The organism is Micromonospora sp. LOL_013 (genome assembly GCF_048060315.1).
Taxonomy (GTDB): domain Bacteria; phylum Actinomycetota; class Actinomycetes; order Mycobacteriales; family Micromonosporaceae; genus Micromonospora_E.
In genome coordinates, this window is record NZ_JBHMIQ010000001.1 from 288,817 (window position 1) to 313,557 (window position 24,741).

At 69.9% G+C, this 24,741-nt stretch carries 29 protein-coding genes and 1 pseudogene; 18 read left to right on the forward strand and 12 right to left on the reverse strand.

Features of this window, described 5'->3' with window-relative positions:
• Nucleotides 1-24 precede the first annotated feature (24 nt).
• From ACFHWS_RS01395 to ACFHWS_RS01410, 4 genes are all read left to right on the forward strand, one after another.
• Nucleotides 25-309, forward strand: coding sequence for a hypothetical protein (locus ACFHWS_RS01395; RefSeq protein WP_416556056.1), 285 nt, complete (start codon nucleotides 25-27; stop codon nucleotides 307-309).
• Between the two features lie 80 nt (nucleotides 310-389).
• A complete protein-coding gene (locus ACFHWS_RS01400; protein WP_416556058.1) occupies nucleotides 390-1,778 on the forward strand; it encodes a DUF4331 domain-containing protein in 1,389 nt (462 codons plus the stop codon).
• Nucleotides 1,779-1,834: 56 nt separating this feature from the next.
• Nucleotides 1,835-2,200, forward strand: coding sequence for a phospholipase (locus ACFHWS_RS01405; RefSeq protein WP_416556060.1), 366 nt, complete (start codon nucleotides 1,835-1,837; stop codon nucleotides 2,198-2,200).
• A 495-nt stretch (nucleotides 2,201-2,695) separates the two neighbouring features.
• On the forward strand, nucleotides 2,696-2,953 hold the full coding sequence (locus tag ACFHWS_RS01410; RefSeq protein WP_123605977.1) for a WhiB family transcriptional regulator: 258 nt from the start codon (nucleotides 2,696-2,698) through the stop codon (nucleotides 2,951-2,953).
• Nucleotides 2,954-2,985: 32 nt separating this feature from the next.
• On the opposite strand, the gene ACFHWS_RS01415 is transcribed toward ACFHWS_RS01410, so the two are convergent.
• On the reverse strand, nucleotides 2,986-3,351 hold the full coding sequence (locus ACFHWS_RS01415; protein ID WP_233606708.1) for a metallopeptidase family protein: 366 nt from the start codon (nucleotides 3,349-3,351) through the stop codon (nucleotides 2,986-2,988).
• Nucleotides 3,352-3,570: 219 nt separating this feature from the next.
• Here ACFHWS_RS01415 and ACFHWS_RS01420 point away from each other — a divergent pair, with 219 nt between their 5' ends.
• On the forward strand, nucleotides 3,571-3,942 hold the full coding sequence (locus ACFHWS_RS01420) for a DUF3499 domain-containing protein (protein WP_416556061.1): 372 nt from the start codon (nucleotides 3,571-3,573) through the stop codon (nucleotides 3,940-3,942).
• 106 nt (nucleotides 3,943-4,048) lie between these two features.
• On the opposite strand, the pseudogene ACFHWS_RS01425 reads toward ACFHWS_RS01420, so the two are convergent.
• The 3 genes and pseudogenes from ACFHWS_RS01425 to ACFHWS_RS01435 all read right to left on the reverse strand — a co-directional run.
• Nucleotides 4,049-4,534, reverse strand: a pseudogene (locus ACFHWS_RS01425) (aminotransferase class III-fold pyridoxal phosphate-dependent enzyme); the annotation flags it as partial.
• 144 nt (nucleotides 4,535-4,678) lie between these two features.
• Nucleotides 4,679-5,443 (reverse strand): hypothetical protein, encoded by a 765-nt coding sequence (locus ACFHWS_RS01430; protein ID WP_416556062.1) that lies wholly within the window; start codon nucleotides 5,441-5,443, stop codon nucleotides 4,679-4,681.
• Between the two features lie 18 nt (nucleotides 5,444-5,461).
• Entirely contained in the window at nucleotides 5,462-5,671 is a 210-nt protein-coding gene (locus ACFHWS_RS01435) for a hypothetical protein (RefSeq protein ID WP_416556064.1), read from the reverse strand.
• 249 nt (nucleotides 5,672-5,920) lie between these two features.
• Between ACFHWS_RS01435 and ACFHWS_RS01440 the strand changes: the two genes are divergently transcribed.
• Genes ACFHWS_RS01440 through ACFHWS_RS01455 form a run of 4 tightly spaced genes read left to right on the forward strand, consistent with a single transcriptional unit; the run spans nucleotide 5,921 to nucleotide 10,096 of the window.
• Nucleotides 5,921-7,159, forward strand: coding sequence for an ABC transporter substrate-binding protein (locus tag ACFHWS_RS01440; protein ID WP_416567457.1), 1,239 nt, complete (start codon nucleotides 5,921-5,923; stop codon nucleotides 7,157-7,159).
• Nucleotides 7,160-7,170: 11 nt separating this feature from the next.
• Nucleotides 7,171-8,349 (forward strand): ABC transporter ATP-binding protein, encoded by a 1,179-nt coding sequence (locus ACFHWS_RS01445; RefSeq protein WP_416567458.1) that lies wholly within the window; start codon nucleotides 7,171-7,173, stop codon nucleotides 8,347-8,349.
• The gene (locus ACFHWS_RS01450; protein WP_416556067.1) at nucleotides 8,346-9,257 is read left to right on the forward strand and encodes an ABC transporter permease; all 912 of its coding nucleotides are present in this window, start codon (nucleotides 8,346-8,348) and stop codon (nucleotides 9,255-9,257) included. The genes ACFHWS_RS01445 and ACFHWS_RS01450 overlap by 4 nt, the downstream gene beginning before the upstream one ends.
• Nucleotides 9,254-10,096, forward strand: a complete 843-nt coding sequence (locus tag ACFHWS_RS01455; protein WP_416556068.1) for an ABC transporter permease — start codon at nucleotides 9,254-9,256, stop codon at nucleotides 10,094-10,096. Before ACFHWS_RS01450 ends, ACFHWS_RS01455 begins: the two co-directional genes overlap by 4 nt.
• A gap of 330 nt (nucleotides 10,097-10,426) precedes the next feature.
• Here ACFHWS_RS01455 and ACFHWS_RS01460 read toward each other — a convergent pair whose 3' ends face one another.
• The 4 genes from ACFHWS_RS01460 to ACFHWS_RS01475 form a co-directional block, all read right to left on the reverse strand.
• Nucleotides 10,427-11,317: an SAM-dependent methyltransferase gene (locus tag ACFHWS_RS01460; RefSeq protein ID WP_416556069.1), complete on the reverse strand. Its 891-nt coding sequence runs from the start codon at nucleotides 11,315-11,317 to the stop codon at nucleotides 10,427-10,429.
• Nucleotides 11,314-11,529, reverse strand: a complete 216-nt coding sequence (locus ACFHWS_RS01465) for a helix-turn-helix domain-containing protein (protein WP_416567459.1) — start codon at nucleotides 11,527-11,529, stop codon at nucleotides 11,314-11,316. The genes ACFHWS_RS01460 and ACFHWS_RS01465 overlap by 4 nt, the downstream gene beginning before the upstream one ends.
• 150 nt (nucleotides 11,530-11,679) lie before the next feature.
• Nucleotides 11,680-12,171 (reverse strand): SRPBCC family protein, encoded by a 492-nt coding sequence (locus ACFHWS_RS01470; protein ID WP_416567460.1) that lies wholly within the window; start codon nucleotides 12,169-12,171, stop codon nucleotides 11,680-11,682.
• Nucleotides 12,172-12,199: 28 nt separating this feature from the next.
• Nucleotides 12,200-12,535, reverse strand: a complete 336-nt coding sequence (locus ACFHWS_RS01475; protein WP_416567461.1) for an ArsR/SmtB family transcription factor — start codon at nucleotides 12,533-12,535, stop codon at nucleotides 12,200-12,202.
• A 77-nt stretch (nucleotides 12,536-12,612) separates the two neighbouring features.
• Between ACFHWS_RS01475 and ACFHWS_RS01480 the strand changes: the two genes are divergently transcribed.
• Nucleotides 12,613-14,118: an aldehyde dehydrogenase family protein gene (locus ACFHWS_RS01480; protein ID WP_416567462.1), complete on the forward strand. Its 1,506-nt coding sequence runs from the start codon at nucleotides 12,613-12,615 to the stop codon at nucleotides 14,116-14,118.
• A 16-nt stretch (nucleotides 14,119-14,134) separates the two neighbouring features.
• Here ACFHWS_RS01480 and ACFHWS_RS01485 read toward each other — a convergent pair whose 3' ends face one another.
• On the reverse strand, nucleotides 14,135-14,446 hold the full coding sequence (locus ACFHWS_RS01485) for a hypothetical protein (protein ID WP_416567463.1): 312 nt from the start codon (nucleotides 14,444-14,446) through the stop codon (nucleotides 14,135-14,137).
• 166 nt (nucleotides 14,447-14,612) lie between these two features.
• Between ACFHWS_RS01485 and ACFHWS_RS01490 the strand changes: the two genes are divergently transcribed.
• The 7 genes from ACFHWS_RS01490 (at nucleotide 14,613) to manA (ending at nucleotide 20,830) form a co-directional block, all read left to right on the forward strand.
• Complete coding sequence (locus ACFHWS_RS01490; protein WP_416556077.1) at nucleotides 14,613-15,473, forward strand: helix-turn-helix domain-containing protein; 861 nt, start codon at nucleotides 14,613-14,615, stop codon at nucleotides 15,471-15,473.
• Between the two features lie 24 nt (nucleotides 15,474-15,497).
• On the forward strand, nucleotides 15,498-15,710 hold the full coding sequence (locus tag ACFHWS_RS01495) for a DUF397 domain-containing protein (RefSeq protein ID WP_416567464.1): 213 nt from the start codon (nucleotides 15,498-15,500) through the stop codon (nucleotides 15,708-15,710).
• Between the two features lie 54 nt (nucleotides 15,711-15,764).
• The gene (locus ACFHWS_RS01500; RefSeq protein WP_416556079.1) at nucleotides 15,765-16,637 is read left to right on the forward strand and encodes a hypothetical protein; all 873 of its coding nucleotides are present in this window, start codon (nucleotides 15,765-15,767) and stop codon (nucleotides 16,635-16,637) included.
• Between the two features lie 152 nt (nucleotides 16,638-16,789).
• The gene (locus ACFHWS_RS01505; protein ID WP_416567465.1) at nucleotides 16,790-18,166 is read left to right on the forward strand and encodes a phosphomannomutase/phosphoglucomutase; all 1,377 of its coding nucleotides are present in this window, start codon (nucleotides 16,790-16,792) and stop codon (nucleotides 18,164-18,166) included.
• 66 nt (nucleotides 18,167-18,232) lie between these two features.
• Entirely contained in the window at nucleotides 18,233-18,415 is a 183-nt protein-coding gene (locus tag ACFHWS_RS01510; protein ID WP_416556083.1) for a Trm112 family protein, read from the forward strand.
• Complete coding sequence (locus ACFHWS_RS01515) at nucleotides 18,415-19,629, forward strand: SIS domain-containing protein (protein WP_416556084.1); 1,215 nt, start codon at nucleotides 18,415-18,417, stop codon at nucleotides 19,627-19,629. The genes ACFHWS_RS01510 and ACFHWS_RS01515 overlap by 1 nt, the downstream gene beginning before the upstream one ends.
• Nucleotides 19,630-19,639: 10 nt before the next feature.
• Entirely contained in the window at nucleotides 19,640-20,830 is a 1,191-nt protein-coding gene (gene manA, locus ACFHWS_RS01520; RefSeq protein ID WP_416556086.1) for a mannose-6-phosphate isomerase, class I, read from the forward strand.
• A 204-nt stretch (nucleotides 20,831-21,034) separates the two neighbouring features.
• On the opposite strand, the gene ACFHWS_RS01525 is transcribed toward manA, so the two are convergent.
• Nucleotides 21,035-21,187 carry a hypothetical protein gene (locus tag ACFHWS_RS01525; RefSeq protein WP_278173964.1) on the reverse strand — a complete coding sequence of 51 codons (153 nt, stop codon included), beginning with the start codon at nucleotides 21,185-21,187 and terminating at the stop codon, nucleotides 21,035-21,037.
• Nucleotides 21,188-21,226: 39 nt separating this feature from the next.
• Nucleotides 21,227-22,312 carry an RDD family protein gene (locus tag ACFHWS_RS01530; RefSeq protein WP_416556113.1) on the reverse strand — a complete coding sequence of 362 codons (1,086 nt, stop codon included), beginning with the start codon at nucleotides 22,310-22,312 and terminating at the stop codon, nucleotides 21,227-21,229.
• Nucleotides 22,313-22,334: 22 nt separating this feature from the next.
• Between ACFHWS_RS01530 and ACFHWS_RS01535 the strand changes: the two genes are divergently transcribed.
• Complete coding sequence (locus ACFHWS_RS01535; RefSeq protein WP_416567504.1) at nucleotides 22,335-23,345, forward strand: stage II sporulation protein M; 1,011 nt, start codon at nucleotides 22,335-22,337, stop codon at nucleotides 23,343-23,345.
• On the opposite strand, the gene ACFHWS_RS01540 is transcribed toward ACFHWS_RS01535, so the two are convergent.
• Nucleotides 23,318-24,694, reverse strand: a complete 1,377-nt coding sequence (locus ACFHWS_RS01540; RefSeq protein ID WP_416556114.1) for a DUF58 domain-containing protein — start codon at nucleotides 24,692-24,694, stop codon at nucleotides 23,318-23,320. The two genes, ACFHWS_RS01535 and ACFHWS_RS01540, sit on opposite strands and share 28 nt — an antisense overlap.
• Between the last annotated feature and the right edge of the window lie 47 nt (nucleotides 24,695-24,741).

The window sequence follows — 24,741 nt, forward strand, 5'->3', positions numbered from 1 at the left end:
CCTGACCCACCAGAAGGGTTGTCCATGAGAACTCGCCAGCGGAACCGACCGAAGTTCAAGATCTCCCGCCGCCAGGTGCTGACCGTGGCGGCGAGCGCGGGTGTCGGCGCGGCCGCAGTCAGCGTCAGCGGCCTGTCGTCGGCCGTGGACAGCCGGCTCTCCGGAGCTGCCTCGGAGGACGAGGCGATCGTCGTCCATCTACGGGATCCGTCCAACGGCACGCTGGACGTCTTCGTCGGCACGTCGCGGATCGAGGTACGGGACAAGGGTCTTGCCGCCCGGTTGCAGCGCGCCGCCAGCCAGGGCTGATTACGCCATACGGGCACGTTTCACCTGACGCGTACCGCATCGATCACCGATTCATCCAGGCTATGTGAGGTAGGTTAGCCATGTCTTCGCACCGTGAAGCGCCGGAGATATCCAAGGACCCGGTTGCCGACAGCACCGACCTTTACGCGTTCGTGAGTCCGGACCGCCCCGACACGGTGACTCTCATCGCCAACTATCTGCCTTTACAGGTGCCGTCGGGCGGGCCGAACTTCTTCGAGTTCGGCGATGACGTGCTCTACGAGATCCACGTGGACAACAACGGCGACGGTCATCCGGACATCACCTACCAGTTCCGGTTCCACACGGAGATCACCAACGAGAACACTTTTCTCTACAACACCGGACCGATCGAGGCGCTGGACAGCGAGAACTGGAACCGGCGCCAGTTCTACAGTGTTACCAAGGTGGACGCGCACGGCAAGGCGCAGTTGCTGGCCCGTAATGTGCCCTGCCCGCCGTGCAACATCGGTCCGCTGTCCACCCCCGACTACGTGGGGCTGGCCAATGACGCCACGTTCCAGCTCAAGAGCGGTGAACGGGTCTTCGCCGGGCAGCGGGCCGAGGGGTTCTTCGTTGACCTGGGTGCCATCTTCGACCTGGGTAACCTGCGGCCCTTCCAGCAGCTGCACGTGGTCGGCAAGGACATCTTCAACGTGGCGGACGAGCCGGTGAACGCCACCGACCGGCTGAACGTCTCCAGCATCGCGCTGCAGGTCCCGATCACCGACCTGGTCAGTGGCGGCGGCCAGTACGGCGTGAACGACCAGCGTTCGGTGATCGGGGTCTGGACCTCGGCCGGGCGTCAGCAGGTACGGATGCTGGGCAATGCCAAGGCTGCTGACGTCAACGTCGGACCGACGGTTCAGGTGTCGCGACTCGGTAATCCGCTGTTCAACGAGGTCATTGTGCCGATGGCGCAGAAGGACCTGTGGAACACCTTGCCCCCGGCGGAGGACAAGCGCTTCGCAGGCCTGGTGGAGAAGCCCGAACTGGCGCAGCTGCTGCCGGTGCTCTACCCGGACGTCTTCCCCAACCTGGCCGAGCTCAACGAGTCCGGCGTGGCCCGAGCCGATCTGGTGGCGATCCTACTGACCGGGATTCCGGCCGGGCTGATCGACGGGTTCCAGAACAACACCGGCGATCTGCAGGCGGACATGCTGCGGCTGAACACCGCGATCCCCCCGGCGGACCAGCCGAATCGGTTCGGTCTGCTCGGCGGCGACCTGGCCGGCTTCCCGAACGGCCGACGGACGACCGACGACGTGGTCACCATTTCGCTGCGGGCTATCGCCGGATTGACGTTCCCGCTGATTGACAACAACTTCACCCCGGACGACGCGGCCGGCGCGGTGACTCATGGGCTGAGCGCTGCCGACGTGACCGCCCCGTTCCTGAACCAGTTCCCGTACCTCGGCGTGCCGTACGACGGGTTCAACAACCCGTCCTGACCGGCCCGTCCGTCCCGTCCGGGCCGGCCCCGGCAGATCCAAAGAAGGTGGGGAGCATGCACGAGCACAGTCTGGCCCCGTCGGAGACCGGCGGCGTCGTCCTCGACATCGGCGGCGATATGGGTGCCCTGATCATCTACACCGGACAGGAGTTCCACGGCCGGGAGATCGAGATCAGCCCGACCGCCGGTCCGGACCAGCCGGATCCGGCCCCGCGTACCCATGCGGCGGTCCGGGAGCGGCAGGTACGCGACGGAGTCTTTTTCAGCGCCGTCTACACCGATCTGCCGGCGGGTTCCTACACCGTGTGGCGCTTCGACGAGGTGCCCGCCGGTCAGGTGACGATCACCGGCGGGGCGGTGACCGAGTTCGTCTGGCCGCAGCACGCCACCGCTGGGCGGCTGATCCCCAAGGCAGGGTGACGGGACTCCCGCACGACAGTGTGACGAGATCGATGCACTAGGCGCGATCGGCTTCCGGGCCGTAGGCGTGACGGACCCTGGGGAGGAAAGTAGGGCAAGTGAGGTAGACCGGTCGTCCGACCGGACATCGAGCCGGTGCCGCGTGAGCGGCACCGGCTCGATGTCGTCTGCGGACAGCGTCGTCGCCGCTTGGGATTCGCCGGTCAGGCCGGGCAGGGTGGTGCGACTCGCCGGTCCCGCGTTACCCGGTGGGGGTCTGAATCGATAGGGCAGGTTGCGGGCCGGATGACAACGGGGAGGGCGGGTGACCGGTGCGCGACAGCAAGCCCATTTACCAGGTTCGTCTTGACGACGCACGCATTACACGCGTGTAATTTCAACGGGGTCGCTCGGACGGGCTGCATCAAAACCGGATCGTACGGGCAAGATGGACACGCCTTCCGCGTGGGGGGTTGCGCCGGCCGGGTGGGGCGGCGCGCGAAAGGAGGCACGCGTATGGATGGTCGGCTGGAGGTCGCGGACCTGCTCGGTAACGCCCCGGAGTGGCAGGAGCGGGCGCTGTGCTCGCAGACCGATCCGGAGGCGTTCTTCCCGGAGAAGGGCGGATCCACCCGCGAGGCCAAGCGGATCTGCTCTCGCTGCGAGGTGAAGTCCGAGTGCCTGGAGTACGCACTCGGTCACGACGAGCGGTTCGGCATCTGGGGCGGACTGTCCGAGCGGGAACGACGCAAGCTCAAGCGCAGGGTCGCCTGACCTGCCGCTGTCGACCCGGACGAGTCGCCAACTCAGGCCAGCTCGTCCGGGTCGACGCCGAGCAGATTCGCCACCTGCTCGATGATCACGTCGTGCACCAGGTCGGCGAGATCCTCCCGGTTCAACGCCCGGAACTCCAGCGGACGCCGGTAGAGCACGATCCGCGGCGGCATCTCCTGACGCCCCGGCCGGCCGGGCAGCAGCCGGGCCAGCGGCACCTCACCGTCCTCCAGCACGTCGGAGTCGTACACGTTCAGATCAGGTGGGACGTCCTCGACGGCGAATTCGACGCCGGCCAGCTCCTTCGCGAAGCGCCGCTCCAGCGTCTCGACCGTGTCCAGGACCAGCTCGTCGAAGACCTCGGCCTTGGTCCGGGCCAACGGCACCGTCGCCGGCACCAGCCGACCGCGCAGCCCGCGCCCGTGCCGGTCCCGGCGATCCCGACGCGCCCGGCGAGGTGTCTGCGCGCTGCCGGGCACGGGGATGGTCACTGGGATCCTCCGGTCACCTGCCCAGCGTAGTCCGGATCGGCCCTTTCCGGGCGTGCGGATCAGGAGTCCCGGCGTGTCGCGTCGGCAAACTGGTAGTCGAGCCGGTATTAGAGATAACGTGCCGCCGTGAGGTCACCACGGCGCTGCTCCCGTAACGGCTGCCCCCGCCAGGCCGTCGCCACGTTGACCTATGTCTACAACGAGTCGACCGCGGTGGTCGGCCCGCTCGCCGCGTTCGCCGAACCGCACACCTACGACCTCTGCGAGCAGCACGCCCGTAGCCTGACCGCGCCCCGTGGCTGGCAGGTCGTCCGGCACGAGGGTGAGTTCGACCCGCCCCCACCGACCACCGACGATCTGGTGGCGCTCGCCGAGGCGGTCCGGGAGGCGGCCCGCCCGGCCCCGCCACCGCGACCGGGCGACCCGGAGGCCGTCGACATCGACATCAACCCGTCGACCGGCCGCCGTGGCCACCTCCGGGTGATCCCGCCGGCCTGACCTCGGGCGATCCGCCCCCGACCCCGCCGAGCCGACCGAGGATCAGGTCGGCGAGGGTACGGCCGGCCAGGTTGACGGTGCCCACCCCGTCGCCGAGCACCGGGAACATGCCGTAGAAGTACCCGTCGCCCCGGATGTCCCCGACGATCGGCAGGTCGTACAGCTTTTCCAGAGTGCCCCGGAAAGCGCTTTCGTTGGCCCGTACGTGCCCGGTCAGCTCCTCCCAGGCGAAGATCTCCAGGTTGGCCAGCGCCACCGCGCAGGAGACCGGATGTCCGCCGAAGGTGATCCCGTGACCGAACGACTCGGTGCCGTGCAGGAACGGTTCGATCAGCCGGTCCGACGCGACCATCGCGCCGAGCGGGGAGTAGCCGGAGGTCAGCGCCTTGGCAGCGGTGATGATGTCCGGCTGGTAGCCGTACCGCTGGGTGCCGAAGTACTCGCCGAGCCGGCCCCACGAGCAGATCACCTCGTCGGAGACGAGCAGCACGTCGTACGCGTCGCAGATCTCACGTACCCGCTCGAAGTAACCCGGCGGCGGCGGGAAACAGCCGCCGGCGTTCTGCACCGGCTCCAGAAAGACGGCGGCGACCCACCGCAGCGCCGGCACCTGACGGCGGTGGCGCTCGGCATGGACCCCGTCTAGCTGCAACGCCGCTCGGTTAAGCCGTTGCGGCGGCGGTCAATGGTGTGTCGGTCGGACATGGGAAAGCGGAGTTCCCTGTAACGAGGTGGGTCACTCCAAGACGCCTCGAGACCAGGATCTCCGCTTTGGTCGATCCGCGCCAATGTCGGTCCACTGTCGAACTTTGGTCCGTCGGTCTGGGACGTTCTTGCGGCCAGTCAACTCCCGTGTACCGGTGTTACGCATCGGATAATCCATGTAGGCGCTGGTGCGGCCGGGACCTGCGTGATCAAATCGAAGCTCGATGCGGTGACGCCGGCCGACCTGATTGAGGAGAGCTAGGCTGAAAACGACAACATCTGGTGGGTTGAATCCACACAACAGTCGCACGGTTCCTTCGACGGTCTGTCGGCGTGCCTGCGCCACTTGGGGATTGCGGCGGAATCTTGTTATTGCGGTCTCGAACGCGGCCCGGGTGGCCGGGTCGTTGTACAGCGCCAGCCAGTAGTACTTCTGCGCCTCGGTGGTCATCGCCCGCTGCAACGGGTGGCCGATGTAGAACCGCAGCATCTCCAGCCAGCGATCAGTGATCTGTCCGTCGCCGTCGACCATCGGCTGGAACTTCAACCCGATCTCCTCGTGGAACTCCCGCAGCATCCCGCCCTCGTCTTCGCACGAGGTGTCCAGGTGGAACGTCAACCCGCCGGAGACGGTCAGCTTCTGGTTGTCCTTGGAGACCACGATGAACGGTGGGGACTCGGAGCCCTCGCTGCCGGTGAAATCGAAGGTACGCTGACCGGCCGGGTAGACGTAGTACTTCTCGCCCGGCCCGTACCCCAGGTATCGGCTGCCGGTGCGGCCGGCTTGCGGCCGCACCGTGCCGTCCTGGGCGGGCTAGAAGCAGTACGGGACTGTGATCGAGGTGAAGTACGCGGTGGATTCGCCCGTCAGATACTTGTAGTTGCCATCTGGGCACCGGAAGTGGTAGCCGATGCCGACCTCGGTGGCGTGGCTGCTGTCCGAATAGTAGTAGTAAATGACGGTGTGGTAGTCGGGCGGGGCGCTTTGCGCCGGAGTGGCCGTCAGCGCGAGGCTGGTAGCCACCGCTAGTAGTGTTCCCGCCAAGGCACTGCGAAGATACTTGAGCACGGCTGGCGCCTTTCTGTTCAGCTACCATTGGTAGCTGAACAGTAGCAACAAGTTGTGACCCCTGTGGACCCCGGTGAACAATCGACATATGTTGCACCGGTACCCGTCACGGTCTTGTCGGTGGCAGTGCTGAGACGCGTCAGGCCGTACCCCCGGCCCGCACCCTTCCGGTCCTTCGGACCGGCACCACTCCAGGAGCCGTCCATGCGCAGTCGCCTCCGCCCCCCACCGTCCGCGCCGGCCGCCGCACTGCTCGCGGCCCTCGGCATGCGCCGTACCCTCACCCGGCGAGCCCTGGTACGCGGCGCCGCCACCTCCGGTGGGCTGCTGCTCGCCGGCGGCGCGTTCGCCGCATGTGGCACCCCGGCCGCCCAGCAGACCGAGGAGAGCTGCGTCAGCGAGGACCTGTCCGACAGCGAACAGGTGATCAACTTCTCGAACTGGCCGCAGTACATCGACGTCGACGCCGACGACGAGAGCCGCCGACCCACCCTGGAGGCGTTCCAGCAGACCTCCGGCATCACGGTCACGTACTCCGAGGACATCAACGACAACAACGAGTTCTTCGGCAAGGTGCAGAACCAGCTGTCGGCGTGCCAGCCCACCGGACGCGACATCATGGTGCTCACCGACTGGCTGGCCGCCCGCATGATCCGGCTCGGCTGGGTGCAGTCCCTCGACAAGGCGAACCTGCCCAACGTCACGGCCAACCTGCTGCCGTCGCTGAGGGCCCGCCCGTTCGACCCGGATGACTCGTACGCCGTACCGTGGCAGTCCGGACTGACCGGCATCGCCTACAACGGCACCGTCACCAGCGAGGTCCGCACCATCGACGAGCTGCTCACCCGGGCCGACCTCAAGGGCCGGGTAACCGCGTTGACCGAGATGCGCGACACCATGGGTCTGCTGCTGCAGTCGAACGGGCACGACCCGGCCGACTTCACCGACGCCCAGTTCGACGACGCTCTGGAGAAGCTGCACCAAGCGGTCGCCGACGGGCAGATCCGCCGGTTCACCGGCAACGACTACGCCGCCGACCTGGCCCGGGGCGACGTCGCCGCCTGCATCGGCTGGTCCGGCGACGTGATCCAGCTGGCCGCCGAGGACCCGAACATCGTCTTCCAGGCACCGGAGTCCGGGCTGATCCTGTTCTCCGACAACATGCAGGTGCCGAACCAGGCCACCCACAAGACCAACGCCGAGAAGCTGATGGACCACTACTACGACCCGGCGGTCGCCGCCGAGGTCGCCGCGTACGTCAACTTCATCTGTCCGGTTGCCGGTGCCCAGGAGGCGATGACCGCCGTCGACCCGGAGCTGGCCGCCAACCCGCTGATCTTCCCCGACGAGGCGCTGCTCGCCCGGTCGGCCGTGTTCATGGCGCTGACCGAGGAGCAGGAACGCACGTACGAGCAGAAGTTCCAGCAGGTCATCGGGGCCTGAGGCGGCAACCGATGGCAACCGACCCGACCGGCGGCGGCCCACGCCCAGCCGACCCACCCGCCGGTGACCTGCAGCTGACCGACCTGACCAAGCAGTTCGGCCCGTTCACCGCCGTGGACGGACTCGACCTGACCATCCCGCAGGGGGCGTTCTTCGCCCTGCTCGGCGCCTCCGGTTGCGGCAAGACCACCACGCTGCGGATGGTCGCCGGGCTGGAACAGCCCACCAGCGGCCGGCTGCTGCTCGGCGGGCGGGACATCACCCGGCTGCGGCCGTACCGGCGGCCGGTGAACACCGTCTTCCAGAGCTATGCGCTGTTTCCGCATCTCAGTGTGGCCGACAACGTCGCGTTCGGACTTCGGCGGCGTGGCATCCGCGACGTGCGCCCGCAGGTCGAGCAGATGCTCGCCCTGGTGCAGCTGGACGGCTTCGGCCCGCGCCGCCCAAAGCAGCTCTCCGGCGGGCAGCAGCAGCGGGTCGCCCTGGCCCGCGCGTTGATCAACCACCCACAGGTGCTGCTGCTCGACGAACCGCTCGGCGCGCTCGACCTCAAACTGCGCCGACAGATGCAGGCCGAGCTGAAACGCATCCAGACCGAGGTCGGCATCACCTTCGTGTACGTCACCCACGACCAGGAGGAGGCCATGACGATGGCCGACACGGTCGCGGTGATGAACGCCGGCCGGATCGAGCAGCTCGGCCCACCCGCGCAGATGTACGAGTTCCCGGCGACCGCGTTCGTGGCGAACTTCCTCGGCCAGTCGAACCTGCTGGCCGGCGAGGCCACCGGCCGATCCGGCGACGACGTGCTGGTCACCGCGTACGGCTCGCGGTTCACCGTGCCCGCGGCCCGGTCCCGGTCCGTCGACGGTCCGGTCCATCTGGGGGTACGCCCGGAAAAGCTCGCCCTGACCCGGGACGCCGACGGCGTACCGGCCGGGGCGCAGTCGGTCACCGGCGTGGTCACCGAGCTGGCGTACCTCGGGGTCAGCACCCAGTACCAGGTGCGTACCGGCTGGGGCACCGAGCTGAGCGTGTTCAGCCCGAACAGCGGGGACGGAGCTCTGCTGCCGGTCGGTGCCGACGTGGTCGCCTACTGGCAGCCGGCGCACGCCTTCCTGCTGGCCCGCGAGCCGGGCGCCGGCGGCCAGACCGCCCCGCTGCTCGACGACGCCGTACCTGCGTCATGAGCATCCTGGCCCACGTCGGCGGGGGAGCGGGAAAGCCCCCCGCCCCGGTGCCGGCCGCCCGGCGGCGCAGCCGGCTGCTGCCGTACCTGCTGCTGTTGCCGGGCGGGGCGTGGCTGACCCTGTTCTTTGCGGTGCCGGCGGTGCAGCTCGCCGCGACCAGCCTGTACGACCCGACCGGTTCGCTGGCCACCGGGTACGCGATGACCTGGTCGTTCGGCAACTACCCGGACGCGCTGTCGGCGTACTGGACGCAGTTCGGTCGCGGCTTCCTCTTCGCCGGCATCGCCACCGTGATCGCGGTGCTGCTCGGCTACCCACTGGCGTACGCGATCGCCCGGCGGGCCGGCCGGTGGAAGAACCTGATGCTGATCTGCGTCGTCGCCCCGATGTTCACCAGTTTCCTGGTACGTACCCTGGCCTGGAAGACGATCCTGTCGGAGAACGGCTGGCTGGTCGGCGTACTGCGGGATCTGCACCTGCTCGCGCCGGACGGCCGCCTGCTGTTCACCCCGGTCGCGGTGGTGCTCGGGCTGACGTACAACTTCCTGCCGTTCATGGTGCTGCCGCTGTACGCGAGCCTGGACCGGCTCGATTCCCGGCTGCTGGAGGCGGCCAGCGACCTGTACGCGAGCCCGGCGCGGGCCTTCTGGCGGGTGACCCTGCCGTTGTCGGCGCCCGGCCTGGTCGCCGGTACCCTGCTGACCTTCATCCCGGCCTCCGGTGACTACATCAACGCCCGGCTGCTCGGCACCCCCAACGAGTACATGATCGGCAACGTGATCGACTCGGCGTTCCTGGTGCGGCTGGACTATCCGCAGGCGGCGGCGCTGTCGTTCCTGCTGATGGCGGCGATCCTGATCATCGTGTCGGTCTACGTCCGGCGCACCGGCACCGAGGAGGTGCTGTGACGGGCCCGGGTACGACGGGGACCGGCGTCCGACTGGCCCGGTGGCTGGTCGACCGCTGGGTGTTCGGCGTGGGTCTGCTGGTGCTCGGCTACCTGCTGCTGCCGGTCGCGGTGGTCGCCGGGTTGTCGTTCAACCGGCCGTCCAGCCGGCTGTCCTACGACTTCAACGAGTTCACGTTGGACAACTGGCGGCAGCCGTGCGCCAGCGCCGAGATGTGCGACGCGGTGCTGCGCAGCGTGCAGATCGGGTTCCTGGCCACCGCCGGGGCGACGGTCCTCGGCACGCTGATGGCGTTCGCGCTGGTCCGGCACCGGTTCCGCGGCCGCTCCGCAGTCAACCTGCTGATCTTCCTGCCGATGGCCACGCCGGAGCTGGTGATGGGTTCGTCGCTGCTGACCCTGTTCGTGGCCGGGGCGGTGCCGCTGGGCTTCTGGACCGTGGTGACCGCCCACGTGATGTTCTGCCTGAGTTTCGTCGTGGTCACCGTGAAGGCGCGGCTGGCCGGCATGGACACCCGCCTGGAGGAGGCGGCGATGGACCTGTACGCCTCCGAATGGCAGACGTTCCGCCTGGTCACCCTGCCGCTGGTGCTGCCCGGCATCGTGGCCGCCGCGCTGCTGGCCTTCTCGCTGTCGTTCGACGACTTCATCGTGACGGACTTCAACTCCGGCACCACGGTGACCTTCCCGATGTACGTCTGGGGCGCCGCCCAGCGTGGCATCCCGCCGCAGGTCAACGTGATCGGCACGGCGATGTTCGCGGTGGCGCTGCTGCTGGTGGTGCTCGGCGGTGCGGTCAGCCGCCGGCGGGGCCAGGTCAGTGCTCGATCGCGTGCGTGACGTGCTTGAGCCGGGTGTAGTCCTCCAGCCCGCTGGTGACGACGCGGGTGCCGCTGCCCTGCTGCCGGCCGAGCGGGTCTATCCGTTGCCGGCCGGGGTTGCGGCGTCATCGGCGCCGACCTGACACCGGCGACGACCTGCTGATACCGCAGGACGGGAATCGAGCGGCGGCTCCGGAGCCGGCGAATTCAGTCGGTCGACCGTCGCAATATCGAAGCGATGCAGGTCGGAGGTCGTCATGCGGCGGTGGCTCGCCAGTCGCGTCCCAATCCCGTTGTCAGGCGCAGGTAGCGGCCAAGGTGTCGAGAGAAGAAGAAGATGTGGTCTGCCTCATGCCTTTTCAAGCACGATGAAGTGGTACTCCAGCCAACGCCGCGACAATCCAACTTGCAGCGCCGACCCGCCAATCATGTTGGCCCAAAAGGGGATCTCAACAAGACGGTTGCGAAGCCGTGGAACTGCGGCTGTGGCGCCGACAGCCATCTTGACCACGCGGTCGCGTGGCCGCCCGAGACGCAAATATGCAGTAAGATCTAGGTCTTCGACCAGGTGTAAGCCGGCGCGTCCGGACATGGCTACCAACTCCGCCACAGTATGCAAACTTCCGATACGCCACCCGGCGCGGAACTGGTCGAGACAGAGTTCACGAGCGGCGAGCCCACGATCCTTGTCGGTCATCCAGTCGTCGCACAAGATAAGGCGACCTCCAGGGCGCAGCCGCTCAGCCAGGGACGGGAGTAGGCTCTCCAGCGACGGCGAGTGGACGACTGCCTCAACGGCGACCATGGCGTCGTAGTGTGGTTCTGCGGGCAGTTCGGCAAAATCGGCACAGAATACGTGACAGCGGTCGCTCAGTCCTTCGCGGGCGAACCGTTTCGCTGCGATCTCGGCCTGCACTCGGCTGATGGTCACGCCAGAAATGATCCCGTCCACCTCGCGGGCCAAGCGCACCATCGTCCCACCGACGCCACAGCCAAGGTCAAGCACCCTTGCGTTCGCCGAAGGAGCCTGCCCGCGCAAGCGCTCGATCATTAGGCGGTTTACGGTGTCCACAGCCTGAGTTGCATTCGTGACATCCGGCGTCCATACCCCACGGTGTATTGCGTCACTGCCTGGGCTCTCGGCAACCAAAAGGAACCGACGCGTGTTGTCGTCGTAGTAGTCGGCGACGCGATCAACGTGACCAAGTCCAGACGCTGCACGCTCCGATGTCGAGCTCATCGACGCACGTTATCACAGGCCAGTTGCTGGATCTTGTCGCCGGAGTTCAGCACCTCGTCGAGCGCCTGTGCGGTGTCCTCCTTCGGCACCAGCCGACCGGTCTCGAAGCTGGCTATCGGGGACTTCGACACCCGCAGCGCCTTTGCCAGCTGCGTCTGGTTCATGCGCCGGGTCAGTCGGAGCCGTCGAAGCTCTGTCGTGAGTTCACTCATGATTATCACCTCGAATGCCCAGACGTGGTAGCGGGTTCAACGAAGTCCATCTTCTAACGACACTGACTGATAGTCCAGCGTGGAAGTAGACCACCGGTTGGATTGCCGTGGATGCTGGAATCGGAGCGCTTCTCGCAGCAGCGCTTTTGATCAAGGAGTGGGGGCGAGCAGCTCGTCGATCTGGTTGATCGCCGAGGTGGAGCCCTCCACCACGCCCATGTCCAGCACCTGTTGCAGCGCCTCGGCGGACTCATATCTGCTGACGTAGGTCGCCCGGGTGCCGCCGTTGTGCTCGGCGAAGGTGTAGGTGTTGCGGGAGGCCGGCAACTCCGACAGTGGCTTGAAGTCCAGGTCCGCGAAGCCGTCGTCGAAGGAAAAGCTCGTCGGCTCGTCCACGGCGGTAAGCAGCCAGTACCCGGCATGCTTGTCGCCCTGCGGGCCGGTCATGAAGTAGGTCATGCGTCCGCCGGGCGTGAGGTCGTGGTCGACCACGGTCGCCGGGTACGTCGGCGGTCCCCACACCTTCTCCAGTTGGCGAGGGTCGGCGTAGACCTGCCAGACCCGCGCCACCGGAGCGGCGAAGTCCGCCGTGATGGTCAGGGTCAGGTTGTCAAGGTCCTGCTGGACGTCGGTCACGGGCATTGTTCGGTCCTTCCGTCGGAATCGTTGACTACCCATCCGGATCAGCTGCAATCAGCGCGTCGATGCGTGCGATGCGGCCACGCCAGATGTGTTCGAGCTCGGCGAGCATGGCTGCCACCGAACGCACCGCCTGCACGTCGCCGCTGGCCAGTTGCTCGCGACCACTGCGTCGCTTGGTCAGCAGACCAGCCTTCTCCAGCACGGTGACGTGTTTCTGTACGGCGGCGAAGCTCATGTCGTACTTGGCGGCGAGGGTGGAGACGGAGTGCTCCCCGGCCAGCACCCGGCGCAGGATGTCGCGCCGGGTGCGGTCGGCGAGCGCGTGGAACATGGCGTCCGTCCGGTCCGCGCTCTCCTCGATCACGGGACCAATATACAACCGATCGGTTGTACGTTGTCAAGGCCATCGAGTGCCTCGGTCACTGGCTTTAGGCTGGCCGGATGGATCACCCCGACCCGACCCCGCGTACGCCGTTCTGGCTGGCCGGCGAGCCGGCGCACGGTGACGCGCCACTGGCCGTGCACCACCCGTACGACGGGCGGCTCGTCGGGCAAACCAGCTACGCCACGCCCGACCAGGTCGAGCAGGCGGTCGCCGCCGCGCACCGGGTCGCACCGCAGGCCGCCGCGCTGCCCGCGTACCGCCGGGCGGCCGCACTGGACCACATCAGTGCCCGGCTCGCGCAGCGGGCCGACGAGATCGCCCGGCTGATCACCGCCGAGAACGGCAAACCGGTCAAGTGGGCGCGCGCCGAGGTGGCCCGCGCCGTCTCCACGTTCCGCTGGGCGGCGGAGGAGGCCCGCCGGTTCTCCGGCGACCTGCAGCGCCTGGACACCGACCCGGCCGCCGCCGGCCGAATGGCGGTGGTCCGCCGGGTGCCGCGCGGGCCGGTGCTGGGCATCTCGCCGTTCAATTTTCCGCTGAACCTGGTGGCGCACAAGGTCGCCCCGGCGATCGCGGTCGGCGCCCCGATCATCGTCAAGCCGGCCCCGGCGACCCCGCTGACCGCGCTGCTGCTCGGCGAACTGATCGCCGAGGTCACCGAGCCGGCCGATCCGGCCGCCGCGCCGGGCAGTGGATCAGGCACCGGCTTGCCCGCCGGGATGGTCTCGGTCCTGCCGGTGCCGAACGACCGGGCCGGCGACCTGGTCGCGGACCCACGCCTGCCGGTGGTGTCGTTCACCGGCTCCGGACCGGTCGGCGCGCTGATCCGTCGCTCAGTGCCGGACAAGCACGTCACTTTGGAGCTGGGCGGTAACGCCGCCGCGGTGATCTGCGAGGACTGGACCGGCGACGAGGAGCTGACCCGGGCGGCACAGCGGATCGCCACCTTCGCCAACTACCAGGCCGGGCAGAGCTGCATCGCGGTGCAACGGGTGTACGTGCACGAATGGCTCTACGACGGCTTCCTGCCCCGGCTCGTCGCCGCCGTACAGGCGCTGCGGGCCGGTGACCCGGCCGACGAGGCGACCGACGTCGGGCCGCTGATCAACGAGGACGCCGCGATACGCGTCGAGTCCTGGGTGGACGAGGCGGTGGCCGCCGGGGCGACGATCGAGGTCGGCGGCCGGCGCGACGGCGCGACGTACCCGCCGACGGTGCTGACCGGGGTGCCGGCCGGCGCGAAGGTGCTCACCGAGGAGGTCTTCGGCCCGGTGCTCGTCGTGGACCGGGTGGAGAACGACGACGCCGGGTTCGCGGCGGTCAATGACTCGGCGTACGGGCTGCAGGCCGGCGTGTTCACCCACAACCTGCAGACCGCGTTCACCGCGCACCGCACGCTCGCCGTCGGCGGGGTGATCGTCGGTGACGTGCCGTCGTACCGGGCCGACCAGATGCCGTACGGCGGGGTCAAGGGCAGCGGTGTGGGCCGCGAAGGAGTCCGCAGCGCGATGGACGACTACACCGATCCCCGGGTGATGGTCCTCACCGGACTCGACCTCTGACCTGTCACCTCGCAGGTTAGGCGACGGCCAGCAGGTCGGCACCGATCAGCGGTGCCCAGAACCGACTCGCCGACTCGATGTCGTTGCACCAGGTCATTCCGTCGCGGCTGCCGTCGCTGTGCACGATCAGCACCTTGCCGTCCGGCATGGCGAACGCCCAGCCGACGACGTCGTCGACCGCTCCGCCGGTGTCGACCGCTTCGTCCGCGTCGGGCAACTCGTCGTAGTCGTCGTCGAAGCGGCACAGGGCGAACACCTTCGGTGCCCGGTCGAGCAGGACCGCCTCCAGACGGATCGCGGTGGTTGCCGTGCGGGTCTGGTCGCTCACAGTCGTCCTCGATTCGGTACGCAGTGACGTGTGGTGATGTCATCGTGTTGTGTGGTCATCAGTCATGCAAGTGCATTGAGTAGCACTATCTGAACTACTGGTAGCTGACTTCGTGCTTGAGGTGAGCGAGACTGGTGTCCATGCATCGATGTCAAGGAGGTGCCTGATGGTCGTCGGATCGCCGCCGACGGTGCGACGCCGGCAGCTCGGTCGCGAGCTGCGCGCCCTGCGGGAGACATCCGGCCTGCTCGCCGAGCAGGTCGCCACCGAGTTGCGCTGCTCGACCGCCCGGATCAGCCGGATCGAGACGGCCCGGGTCAGGATCTCGCCCGGCACCGTCCACGAGCTGCTCGATGTCTACGGCATCGAGGGCCCCGAGCGGCAGCGGCTGGTCGCCCTGGCCCGCCAGGCGCAGGAGACCGGCTGGTGGCAGGAGTACAGCGAACGTCTCACCTGGGAATACTCCACGCTGATCGCGCTGGAGAACGACGCCGCCGAGCTGCGCTGGTTCGAGCCGTCCGTGCTGCCCGGCTTGGTGCAGACCGAGGAGTACGCCCGGACGGTCATCCGCAAGACTCTGCCCGGCCACAGCGCCGAGACCATCGAGGAGAAGGTCGGCGTCCGGATGGCCCGGCAGCGGGTGCTGACCCGCGACACCGACCCGGTGCGGCTCTGGGCGGTCCTCGACGAGGCGGTGCTGCGCCGGTTGGTCGGTGGGCCGGAGTTGATGCGCCGGCAGCTGCGTCACCTGGTCGAGCTGTCCACTTTGTCGACCGTACGGCTGCAGGTCCTGCCGTTCGCACGTGGTGCCTCAGCCTGCATCACCGGGCCGTTCACCGTGCTGACCTTCCCGGAGACCGCCGACGCCGACGTGGCCTACGTCGAGAACGAGGCCGGCGACCTCTACGTGGAGAAGCCGGCCGGCGTCGCCCGGTATAACCTGGTCTTCGACGACCTGCGGGCGGATGCGCTCGGCTGCGACGACTCCCGGGCGTTCATCGCCGAGGTCGCCGACGGGCTGATCTGACGCGTCGCTGACAAGGAGCACCGCATGTCCACAGCAGATTTCACCGGGGCGGGCTGGCGCAAGAGCAGCTACAGCGGCGGCAACGGCAGCTGCGTCGAGGTCGCCGTCGTCGGCGGGACCGTCGGCGTACGGGACTCCAAGGACCCGGCCAGCCCGGTGCTCGCCTTCACCGCTACGGACTTCGGGCGGTTCGTCGCCGATGTCCGGGGCGGCGCGCTGCGCGGTCCGGCCGCGTAGCCGGAGCGCGGTAGCCTGTCGCGCGGTGGCGTCCGAAGCGCGGGTGCCGGCGACGTGGGAGGCGAGGCGGAGATGTCGGTACGGCGTGGCGCGGCTCGACTGGCGACGGTGCTCGCACTGACCGTCGGCACAGCGGCACTCGCCGCGGCCCCCGCGTACGGTCAGGACGAGCGGGTGCGGATTGATCTGCCGAGCAAGTTCGCGGTCGGCGAGAAGGCCGGTGGGGTGACCGTGAAGGTGACCAAACGCACCGACGGGTGCGTGGCGGTGCGTACCGCGCTGGCGATCCGGCTGCCCGGTGTCACTCCCGACCAGGTCGGCCTGCAGGCCCGGATCGACGACGACTGGGTGACCGTGCCGCTGTGGGACAACGGCGACGGGCTGTTGCTGACCGAGCACACCGCGCCGGAGGAGGACGAGCTGTGCAAGGGCAAGAGCCGCTCGGTCCGCTACCGGATGGCGTTCCGGGCCGGTGCGCCCGCCGGAGTCGCGCACATCGTCGGTGAGGCGTACACGGCCGGTGGGGTCCTGCTCGGCCGGGAAGCCGGGGCCAAACAGGTCGGCGGCCGGCTCGCCGGCACCTACCAGCCGGGTCCGCCGACCCCGTCGCCAAGTGCGGAACCGACCCCGGAACCGACGGTCGACGGCGCGACCGCCGAGCCGAGCGACGCGCCGGCCGTACTGTCGGACCAGGATCTGCTCGCCGCGGCCGGTACCGCCGGTGGGCCGGGCGGTGACGACGGTTCCGATGTCGGCACCGGTGTGATGGCCGCCGGGGTCGGCATGGTCGCTGTCGGCATCGCCCTGCTGGTGCTGCTGATCCGCAGGCTGCGCCCGGCCCGGTCGGCCCCCGTCGGTACGGGTGGTCCCGGTGGGAGCGCTGGGGACGGTGGGGCGACCATGCTGTTGCCCCGGATCCGGCGCTGACCAGCGGCTGGGCGCTCGCGGCAGCGGCGTACCCGGCCGGAGGGTGAACATCGTACGGCCGGAGGATGGACCGTCAGCCTTGACCGAAGGCGTTGCGCACCGCTCCGTTACCCTCACTCGTGTTGGCATCGGCACGGCTGAGGAGCGAGACCTTGTCTGACTTGTCCAAAATCGTCAAGGCCTACGACGTCCGTGGCACCACTCCAGACCAGCTGAACGAGACCGTGGCCCGGGCCATCGGCACCGCGTTCGTGCAGGTCCTGGCCGAGCGCGGCGACAAGGCCGACCGGATCGTCATCGCCCACGACATGCGTGAGTCGTCGCCGCCGCTGGCCGACGCGTTCGCCGCCGGGGCCACCGCCGCCGGGGCCGAGGTGCTGCACGCCGGGCTGGCCTCCACCGACCTGCTCTACTACGCCTCCGGCGCGCTGGAGTTGCCCGGTGCGATGTTCACCGCCAGCCACAACCCGGCCCAGTACAACGGCATCAAGATGTGCCGGGCCGGTGCCGCGCCGATCGGCCAGGACTCCGGGCTGACCGACATCCGGGACCGGGCCCAGGCGTTGATCGACAGCGGCGAGGTGCCGTCCGGCGGAGACCAGGTCGAGCGGCGTGAACTGCTCGCCGACTACGCCGCGCATCTGCGTACCCTGGTCGACCTGTCCGCGATCCGGCGGCTCAAGGTGGTCGTCGACGCCGGTAACGGGATGGGCGGCTACACGGTGCCGGCGGTGCTCGGTGACACGGTGCTGCCGGCCCTGCCGCTGGAGATCCTGCCGATGTACTTCGAGCTGGACGGCTCGTTCCCGAACCACGAGGCGAATCCGCTCAACCCGGAAAACATCGTCGACCTGCAGAAGGCGGTCCGGGAGCACAACGCCGACCTGGGGCTGGCGTTCGACGGCGACGCCGACCGCTGCTTCGTCGTCGACGAGCGTGGCGAGCCGGTCTCGCCGTCGGCGATCACCGCCCTGGTCGCCACCCGGGAGCTGGCCAAACACCCCGGCGAGACGGTCATCCACAACCTGATCACCTCCAGCGCGGTGCCGGAGATCGTCCGGGAGAACGGCGGCGAGCCGGTGCGCTCCCGGGTCGGCCACTCGTTCATCAAGGCCGAGATGGCCCGGACCAACGCGGTCTTCGGCGGTGAGCACTCGGCGCACTACTACTTCCGGGACTTCTGGTTCGCCGACACCGGAATGCTGGCCGCGATGCACATGCTGGCTGCGCTCGGCGAGCAGGACAAGCCGCTGTCCGAGCTGGCCCACGAGTTCGAGCGGTACGTCGCCTCCGGTGAGATCAACTCGACGGTCACCGATCAGCAGGCCAAGCTTGCCGAGATCAAGGCGGCGTACGCCGACGCCGACACCGACGAGCTGGACGGGCTGACCGTCCGCTTCGACGACGGTGCCTGGATCAACATCCGTGCCTCGAACACCGAGCCGTTGCTGCGGCTCAACGTGGAGGCACCGACCGTCGAGCGGATGGCCGAACTGCGCGACGGGGTGCTCGCGCTGGTTCGCGGCTAGGATCTTCACCGGAAGGCGCACCCCGGGACGGGGTCCGTCGGCGAGACACGTGGAAGGAGCCATCCGATGGCCCTGGATTCGCAGCTGCTGGAGATCCTCGCCTGCCCGGACACGCACCACACGCCGTTGACCTACGACGCTGCCGCGTCGACCCTCACCTGTCCGGAGTGCTCGCGGGTCTTCGAGGTGCGGGACGGGATTCCGGTGCTGCTGCTGGATGAGGCCCGCCGGCCCGGCGAGGCCGGCTGATGGCGGTTCCGATCGACGGCACGTCCGGGGTGGTGGGTCGACGGGTCGCCGACGAGGCGTTGCTCGACGACGTGGACGGGCTCAACTCGACCGATCCCGGCGGCATGCTGCGGTTCACCGCGTCGGCCGGTGCCCAGGTGCGCGAGTCGGCGGCGCTGGCCGCCGAGGCAAACCTCGGGGTGCTCACCGACGAGGGGCGGCCCCGGGCGGTGGTCATCGCCGGTATCGGTACCGCCGGGCGGACCGGTGACGTGCTGGCCACTGTGGCCGGCCCGCGCTGTCCCGTACCGGTGATTCCGCACCGCAGCGCCGGTGTGCCCGGCTGGGTCGGCGCGGCCGACGTGGTCATCGCGGTCAGCGCCTCGGGGCGCAGCCCGGAGGCGCTGGGTGCGGCTCAGGCCGCGGCCCGGCGCGGTGCCCGACTGGTCGCCGTCGGGCCGCCCGACTCGCAGCTGCAGTCGGTCGCCGAAGGGGTACGCGCCCCGTTCGTCCCGGTGCCACGGCGCGCTCCGGCCCGGGCCAGCCTCTGGGCGTTGACCGTGCCGGTGCTGCTGGCCGCGCGGGCGTTGGGCCTGGTCAAGGTCAACGAGGCGGATCTGGCGGAGACGGCGGCCCGGCTGGACGCCGACGCCGAGCGGTGCCGCCCGGCCGCCGAGTCGTTCGTCAACCCGGCGAAGGCCCTCGCTCTCGGGCTGGCCGGCTCGGTGCCGATCGTCTGGGGCTCGTCGCCGGTGGCGTCGGTCGCCGCCCGCCGGTTCGGCGACACGCTGTCCACGAACGCCCGCTACCCGGTGGTCACCGGGGCGCTCGGCGAGGCCGGCCGGGGTCGGGTAGGGCTGCTCGACGGGGTCTTCGGCGGCCTGGGGGAGTCGACCCGGGACATTTTTGCCGACCCGGACGACGACGATGACCAGTCCGAGTCGCCGACCCGGCTGCGTCTGGTGCTGCTGCGCGACGGTGGGCTGAACCCGGAGGACGACGCCGACGAACCCTTCGTGGTCGAGGAGCGCCGGGCCGAGGCGGTGCAGACCCTGGCGGACCGGCGCGGTGTGCGGTGCGACGTGATCACCGCGGAGGGCGGTTCGGCGCTGGAACGGCTCGCCTCGTTGATCTCGGTCCCCGACTTCGCCTCCGTCTACCTGGCGTTGGCGCACCATCTGGACCCGATGGCGGTGCCGGCGGTGAGCGAGATGAAGGAACTCTCCACCACCTGAGGCGGGCGTCGTGGAACTGTTGACCGGCCGGATCCGGGACTACGCCTGGGGGTCGCGGACCGTCATCGCGCAGCTGCAGGGGCGCCCGGCTCCGGCACCCGGGCCGGAGGCGGAGCTCTGGCTGGGTGCCCACCCCGGCGCGCCGTCCGAGGTGCGGCGGGGCGGGGCGCTGGTCGGGCTGCCGGAGCTGATCGACCAGGATCCGGTGGGCTGGCTGGGCGCGCCGACTGCGACCCGGTTCGACGGGCGGCTGCCGTACCTGATGAAGGTGCTGGCCGCCGAGACACCGCTGTCGTTGCAGGCGCATCCGGACGCGGCGCAGGCCCGCGCCGGGTACGCCGCGCAGTCGAAGCTGCCGTCCACCTCGGCGGGGCGCAACTACGTCGACCCGCACCACAAGCCGGAGCTGTTGGTGGCGCTCAGCGAGTTCGATGCGCTCTGCGGCTTCCGGGCACCGCAGCAATCCGCCGAGGTGCTGGCGGAGTTGGGCGTCGACGAGATGGAGCCGGTGATCAAGGCGTTGCGGGTCGGACCGGGCGGGCTGCCGGAGGCGATGGAGCGGTTGCTGCGATGGCCGGGGCCGCAACGGCCGGCTCTGGTCGCGGCGGCGGTGGCGGGCGCCGACCGGCTGCCGACGCGGTACGCCGCCGACGCGGCGCTGCTGCGCCGGCTGGCCGGGCACTATCCGGCCGACCCCGGGGTGCTGGTGGCGTTGCTGCTCAACCAGGTCACCCTGGCTCCAGGAGAGGCGATCTGGATGCCGGCCGGCAACCTGCACGCGTACCTGCGGGGTGCCGGCGTGGAGGTCATGGCGGCCAGTGACAACGTGCTGCGCGGTGGGTTGACCCCCAAGCATGTCGACGTCGCGGAGCTGCTGCGGGTGTTGCGCTTCGAGGTGCTCGACGACCCGGTGGTACGCATCCAGCGGGTCGCTTCCGGGGTGGTCACCTGGCCGGTGCCGGTCGCCGAGTTCGTGCTGCACCGGGTTGTGCTCGACACTGACGTGCGGCGGGTGTCGGTGCCGGTCGAAGGCCCCCGGGTGGTGCTCTGTGTCGCCGGTGAGGTCACCGTCGACGACGATGTGGCGGCGGTGTCGGTCCGGGCCGGGCAGGCGGCGGTGGGGCCGGCCGGCGGGACGCCATTGGCGGTCTCCGGCACTGGGACGGCCTTCGTCGCCTCGGTCGATCCGTCGATCGACTAGCCGGCTGCTGGCGGACAAGCACGCGGGGCGGCCGGGTGAGCGTCCGCTCCGCTCACCGACAGCCGCCCCGCGCATCCCCCCGGTTTGGTTCCCCCGCGCGTCAGCGTGACGATCATCGTGACGCGACGTAGCCATAGACTCGCAGCGAGTAGTCAGGCTGTCAAGCTAATCCGGAAATTACCGACTCGTGGCGTGCCGGCGAGGTCAACCCTGGGAGCGGCTGCCCGGTCGGACCCAGGTCCAGATGCAGTACGCCAGCCAACCGAGGGCCAGCGCAGTGGCCAATGGGCGCAACCCGACCGCGTTCAACAGGATCACCAGGGCAAGGACGACCAACCACGGGAGGAATGCCTTCACGGCACCGATGCTGCCACACCTGGCCAGTCGTAAGCCGGTTCACGACAGTGCGGATCCGGGCGGCCGCTCTCGGTCGGATCGTGCGCCGGCAGTGCGCAGCGTGCTGGCGACCGGTGGACGGCGCACCCCGGTCCAGTCCGGCTGCTCCGCCGTCGGGCCCAGCCACGGTGGCCGCGGCCAGCTGCCGCGTGGCCAGTCCGGTCCATCCCGCTGCGTCGGCGCGACCGACTCTGGCGCAGCGGCCCGGACCGGCGCCGTCGGACGCGGGGCGCTTGTGCGCGCCGGACTCACCGCAGCGAGTTCCGGCCAGAGCGCGGCGGTCACCGCCCTGGTCCGGGCCAGCCGCTGCGCCGACCGGCGACGGCGTTCGGCGAGAACCGCCGCCAGGTAGGCCCAGTCCGGAACACCGGCCGGCGGCGGGGGAGTGACCACCGCCGCGACCTGTTCGGTCACCAACCGGACCAGGTCGGAGCGGGTTGGTTCGGCGAATCCGTGCCCCCGGGCGAGCAGATGCCGTACGTCCAGCGCGAGGTCGTCGTCGAGACGGCTCAGATCGAGGGTACGGGCCCAACCGGCGAGCACCGGCGGCATGTCCGGCACCCACCCCCAGGCCGCCGGGGCCCGATCGTGCACCACGACCGTGCCGGCGGCCAGGTCGCCGAGGCGTTTGCCGTCCCGGTTGATTGCCAAGGTCACCAGGCTGGCCAGCCAGGTGAGCGGCGGCAGCAGCAGACCGGGCCACTCGGCGGCCACGCCGACCAGGGCACGGGTCAGCGAGTGCCGGAAACGTGGCGGGCTGCCGTCGTCGCGTACCACCCGGATGCCGACCGCCAGTTTGCCGACGGTACGGCCGGCGTTCAACGTCTCGCACAGCACCGGGTAGCCGACGAGCACCACGACGGCGCCGACCGTGAGTAGGGCCTGCCCGAGCGCCTCGTCGACCTCGATGGACGCGCGCATCGATGCGAGCAGCAGCCCGGCCAGGACCGCCAGCACCACCGCGATCAGCGCCTGCACGACGAGGTCGACGAGCAGGGCCAGCAGCCGCGAGCCGAGCCGGGCCAGCCGTACCTCCACCTCGACAGCTTCGCCGCTGACCAGCCTGCCGCCCCCGGTTGTCTGCATGGCCACCCTGCCAGTGAACACTATGGGACGGGAGGTGACCGTGGACCTCGACGCGTACGTGGCGGAGCACGAGCCCCAGTGGCGACGACTGGAACAGCTCGTGCGTGCCCGGCGACTAACCGTCGCCGAGGTGGACGAGCTGGTCGCGCTCTACCAGCGGACCGCCACCCACCTGTCGGCGGTCCGCAGCCGCTCGCCGGACCCGGCGCTGGTCGCCCGGCTGTCCCGGCTGGTGCTGGCGGCCCGCGCTCGGCTCACCCGGGGTCGGGGATTCTCCTGGGCCCGGGTAGGCCGGTTCTTCAGCGTCGGGTTCCCCCGGGCGGTGTTCCAGGCGGCGCCCTGGTGGGCGGCGGTGGCCGTCGCCTTCTGCACGCTCACCGGCTTTCTGATGTGGTGGGTGGCCGGCAATCCGGACAGCGCCCGGCTGCTGATCGGTGACCAGGCCGCCGCTGAGCTCGCCGAGTCGAGCTTCGCCGGCTACTACACCCGGTACGCGGCACCGAACTTCGCCGCCCAGTTGTGGGCGCACAACGCCTGGCTCGCCGCGCAGTGCCTGGCCGCCGGCATACTGGTGGCCCCGGTGCTCTACCTACTCTGGGTGAACGCGCTGAACCTCGGGGTCACCGGTGGGGTGATGATCTCGTACGACCGGGCCGATGTCTTCTTCGGGCTGGTCACGCCGCACGGTCTGCTGGAATTGACCGGCGTCTTCATCGCTGCCGGCGTGGGGCTGCGGATCGGCGGGGCGTGGATCGCGCCGCCGGCGCACCTGACCCGGGGCCGGGCGGTCGCCGAGGCCGGGCTCTCCGGCGTACTGGTGGCGCTCGGGCTGGTGTTGCTGTTCGCGGTGGCTGGGCTGATCGAGGCCTTCGTCACCCCGGCACCGCTGCCGACCTGGCTGCGGGTCGCCATCGGGGTCGCCGCCTGGCTCGCTTTCCTCGGCTACGTCCTCATCCTCGGCTCCCGGCGCCCCGCTGATCCGGCCCGGCGCCCCGCCGACCCGGTTCAGAGCCGGCCGAGCAGTTTCAGCTGAAGGTAGAGGTCGGCGAGCCGGCCGGCGAATCCCGGCGCGGCCGCGTCCAGCACCGGGACGCCGTGCCGACGCAGCGCACCACCGACCCGGTCCCGCTCGGCCGTGGTCTGTGCTGCGGAGGCGGCCAGGTATGCGTCGGCGACGTCGCGCACCGGCCCGTTGACGACGGCCGGCACCGCCGGATCCCCGACCGCGGCCACCACCACCTGGTGCCGGGCGACGAGTCGGGGCAGCACCGGCAGCAGTCCGTCGCCGAGCGCCGCCGGCTCCAGTGCGGTGCAGAGCACCACCAGGGACCGGCGAGTCTCCCGGCGGAGCAGCTCACCGACCATCAGTTCGTGGTCCGTTTCCACCAGCGTCGGTTGCAGCACCGCCAGTTCGGCGACCAACCGGGGCAGCAGGGTCTGTCGGCTTGCGCCCCAGATCCGGGCTCGGACCTTCGTGTCCACCGCCAGCAGGTCGAACCGGTCGCCGGCCCGGTGTGCCAGCGTGGCCAGCAGCAGCGCGGCGTCGATCGCCACGTCCAGCCGGGGCTGGTCGCCGACGCGGACCGCCGACGTGCGCCCGGTGTCCAGGACGAACACCACCCGCCGGTCCCGCTCCGGACGCCAGGTCCGGACCAGTACGTCGGAGCGCCGGGCGCTGGCTCGCCAGTCGATCGACCGTACGTCGTCGCCGACCACGTACTCGCGCAGGTTGTCGAACTCGGTGCCCTGCCCCCGTCCCCGGGCCGCCCGCATGCCGTCGATCACCCGCAGCCGGGCCAGTTTCTCCGGCAACAGCCGCCGGGAGTCGAAGCGGGGCAGCACCCGCAGCGTCCACTGCGGGGTGGCCGGCCGTCGGCGTCGTTGCCGGAACGCCAGCCCGAGTGGGCCGGTGGACCGGACGGTCACCTCGACGGCGCGGCGGTCGCCGCGACGGGTCGGGCTGAGTGCGGCGGGTAGTGCGGCGGTAGCTCCCGGTGCCAGCCGTACCCGCCAGATGGGTCCACCGCCGACGGTGCCGGCGGGGTAAGTGGCGGTGCCGGCGCGATCGGCTGGATCGGTGCCGGCGCTCTCGGCGGGGGCGGCGCCGGCCGACGGGGTCCAGGCGTCGCGGACCTCGGCCCGCAGCCGCCGTCGGGAGCCGTTGCGCAGCCGCAACGTCACTGTCGCCGTAGTGCCGAACCAACTGGTCCGGTCGCCGTCGCGGCGCAGCTCCAGGGCGCTCAGCGGGGCGGCCCACGCCAGGTCGATCAGCGCGAACAGGGCCACCGATCCGGTGACGATCACCAAACCCAGCCATGGCCGCGGCCACCACGGCAGGGTCACCGCGCCGGCCCCGAGCAGCACCGCCGCCCGCCAGGTCAGCACGGCGGCTGTCCGGCCCCGGCCGGCGGCGCCACCAGCCCGGTCAC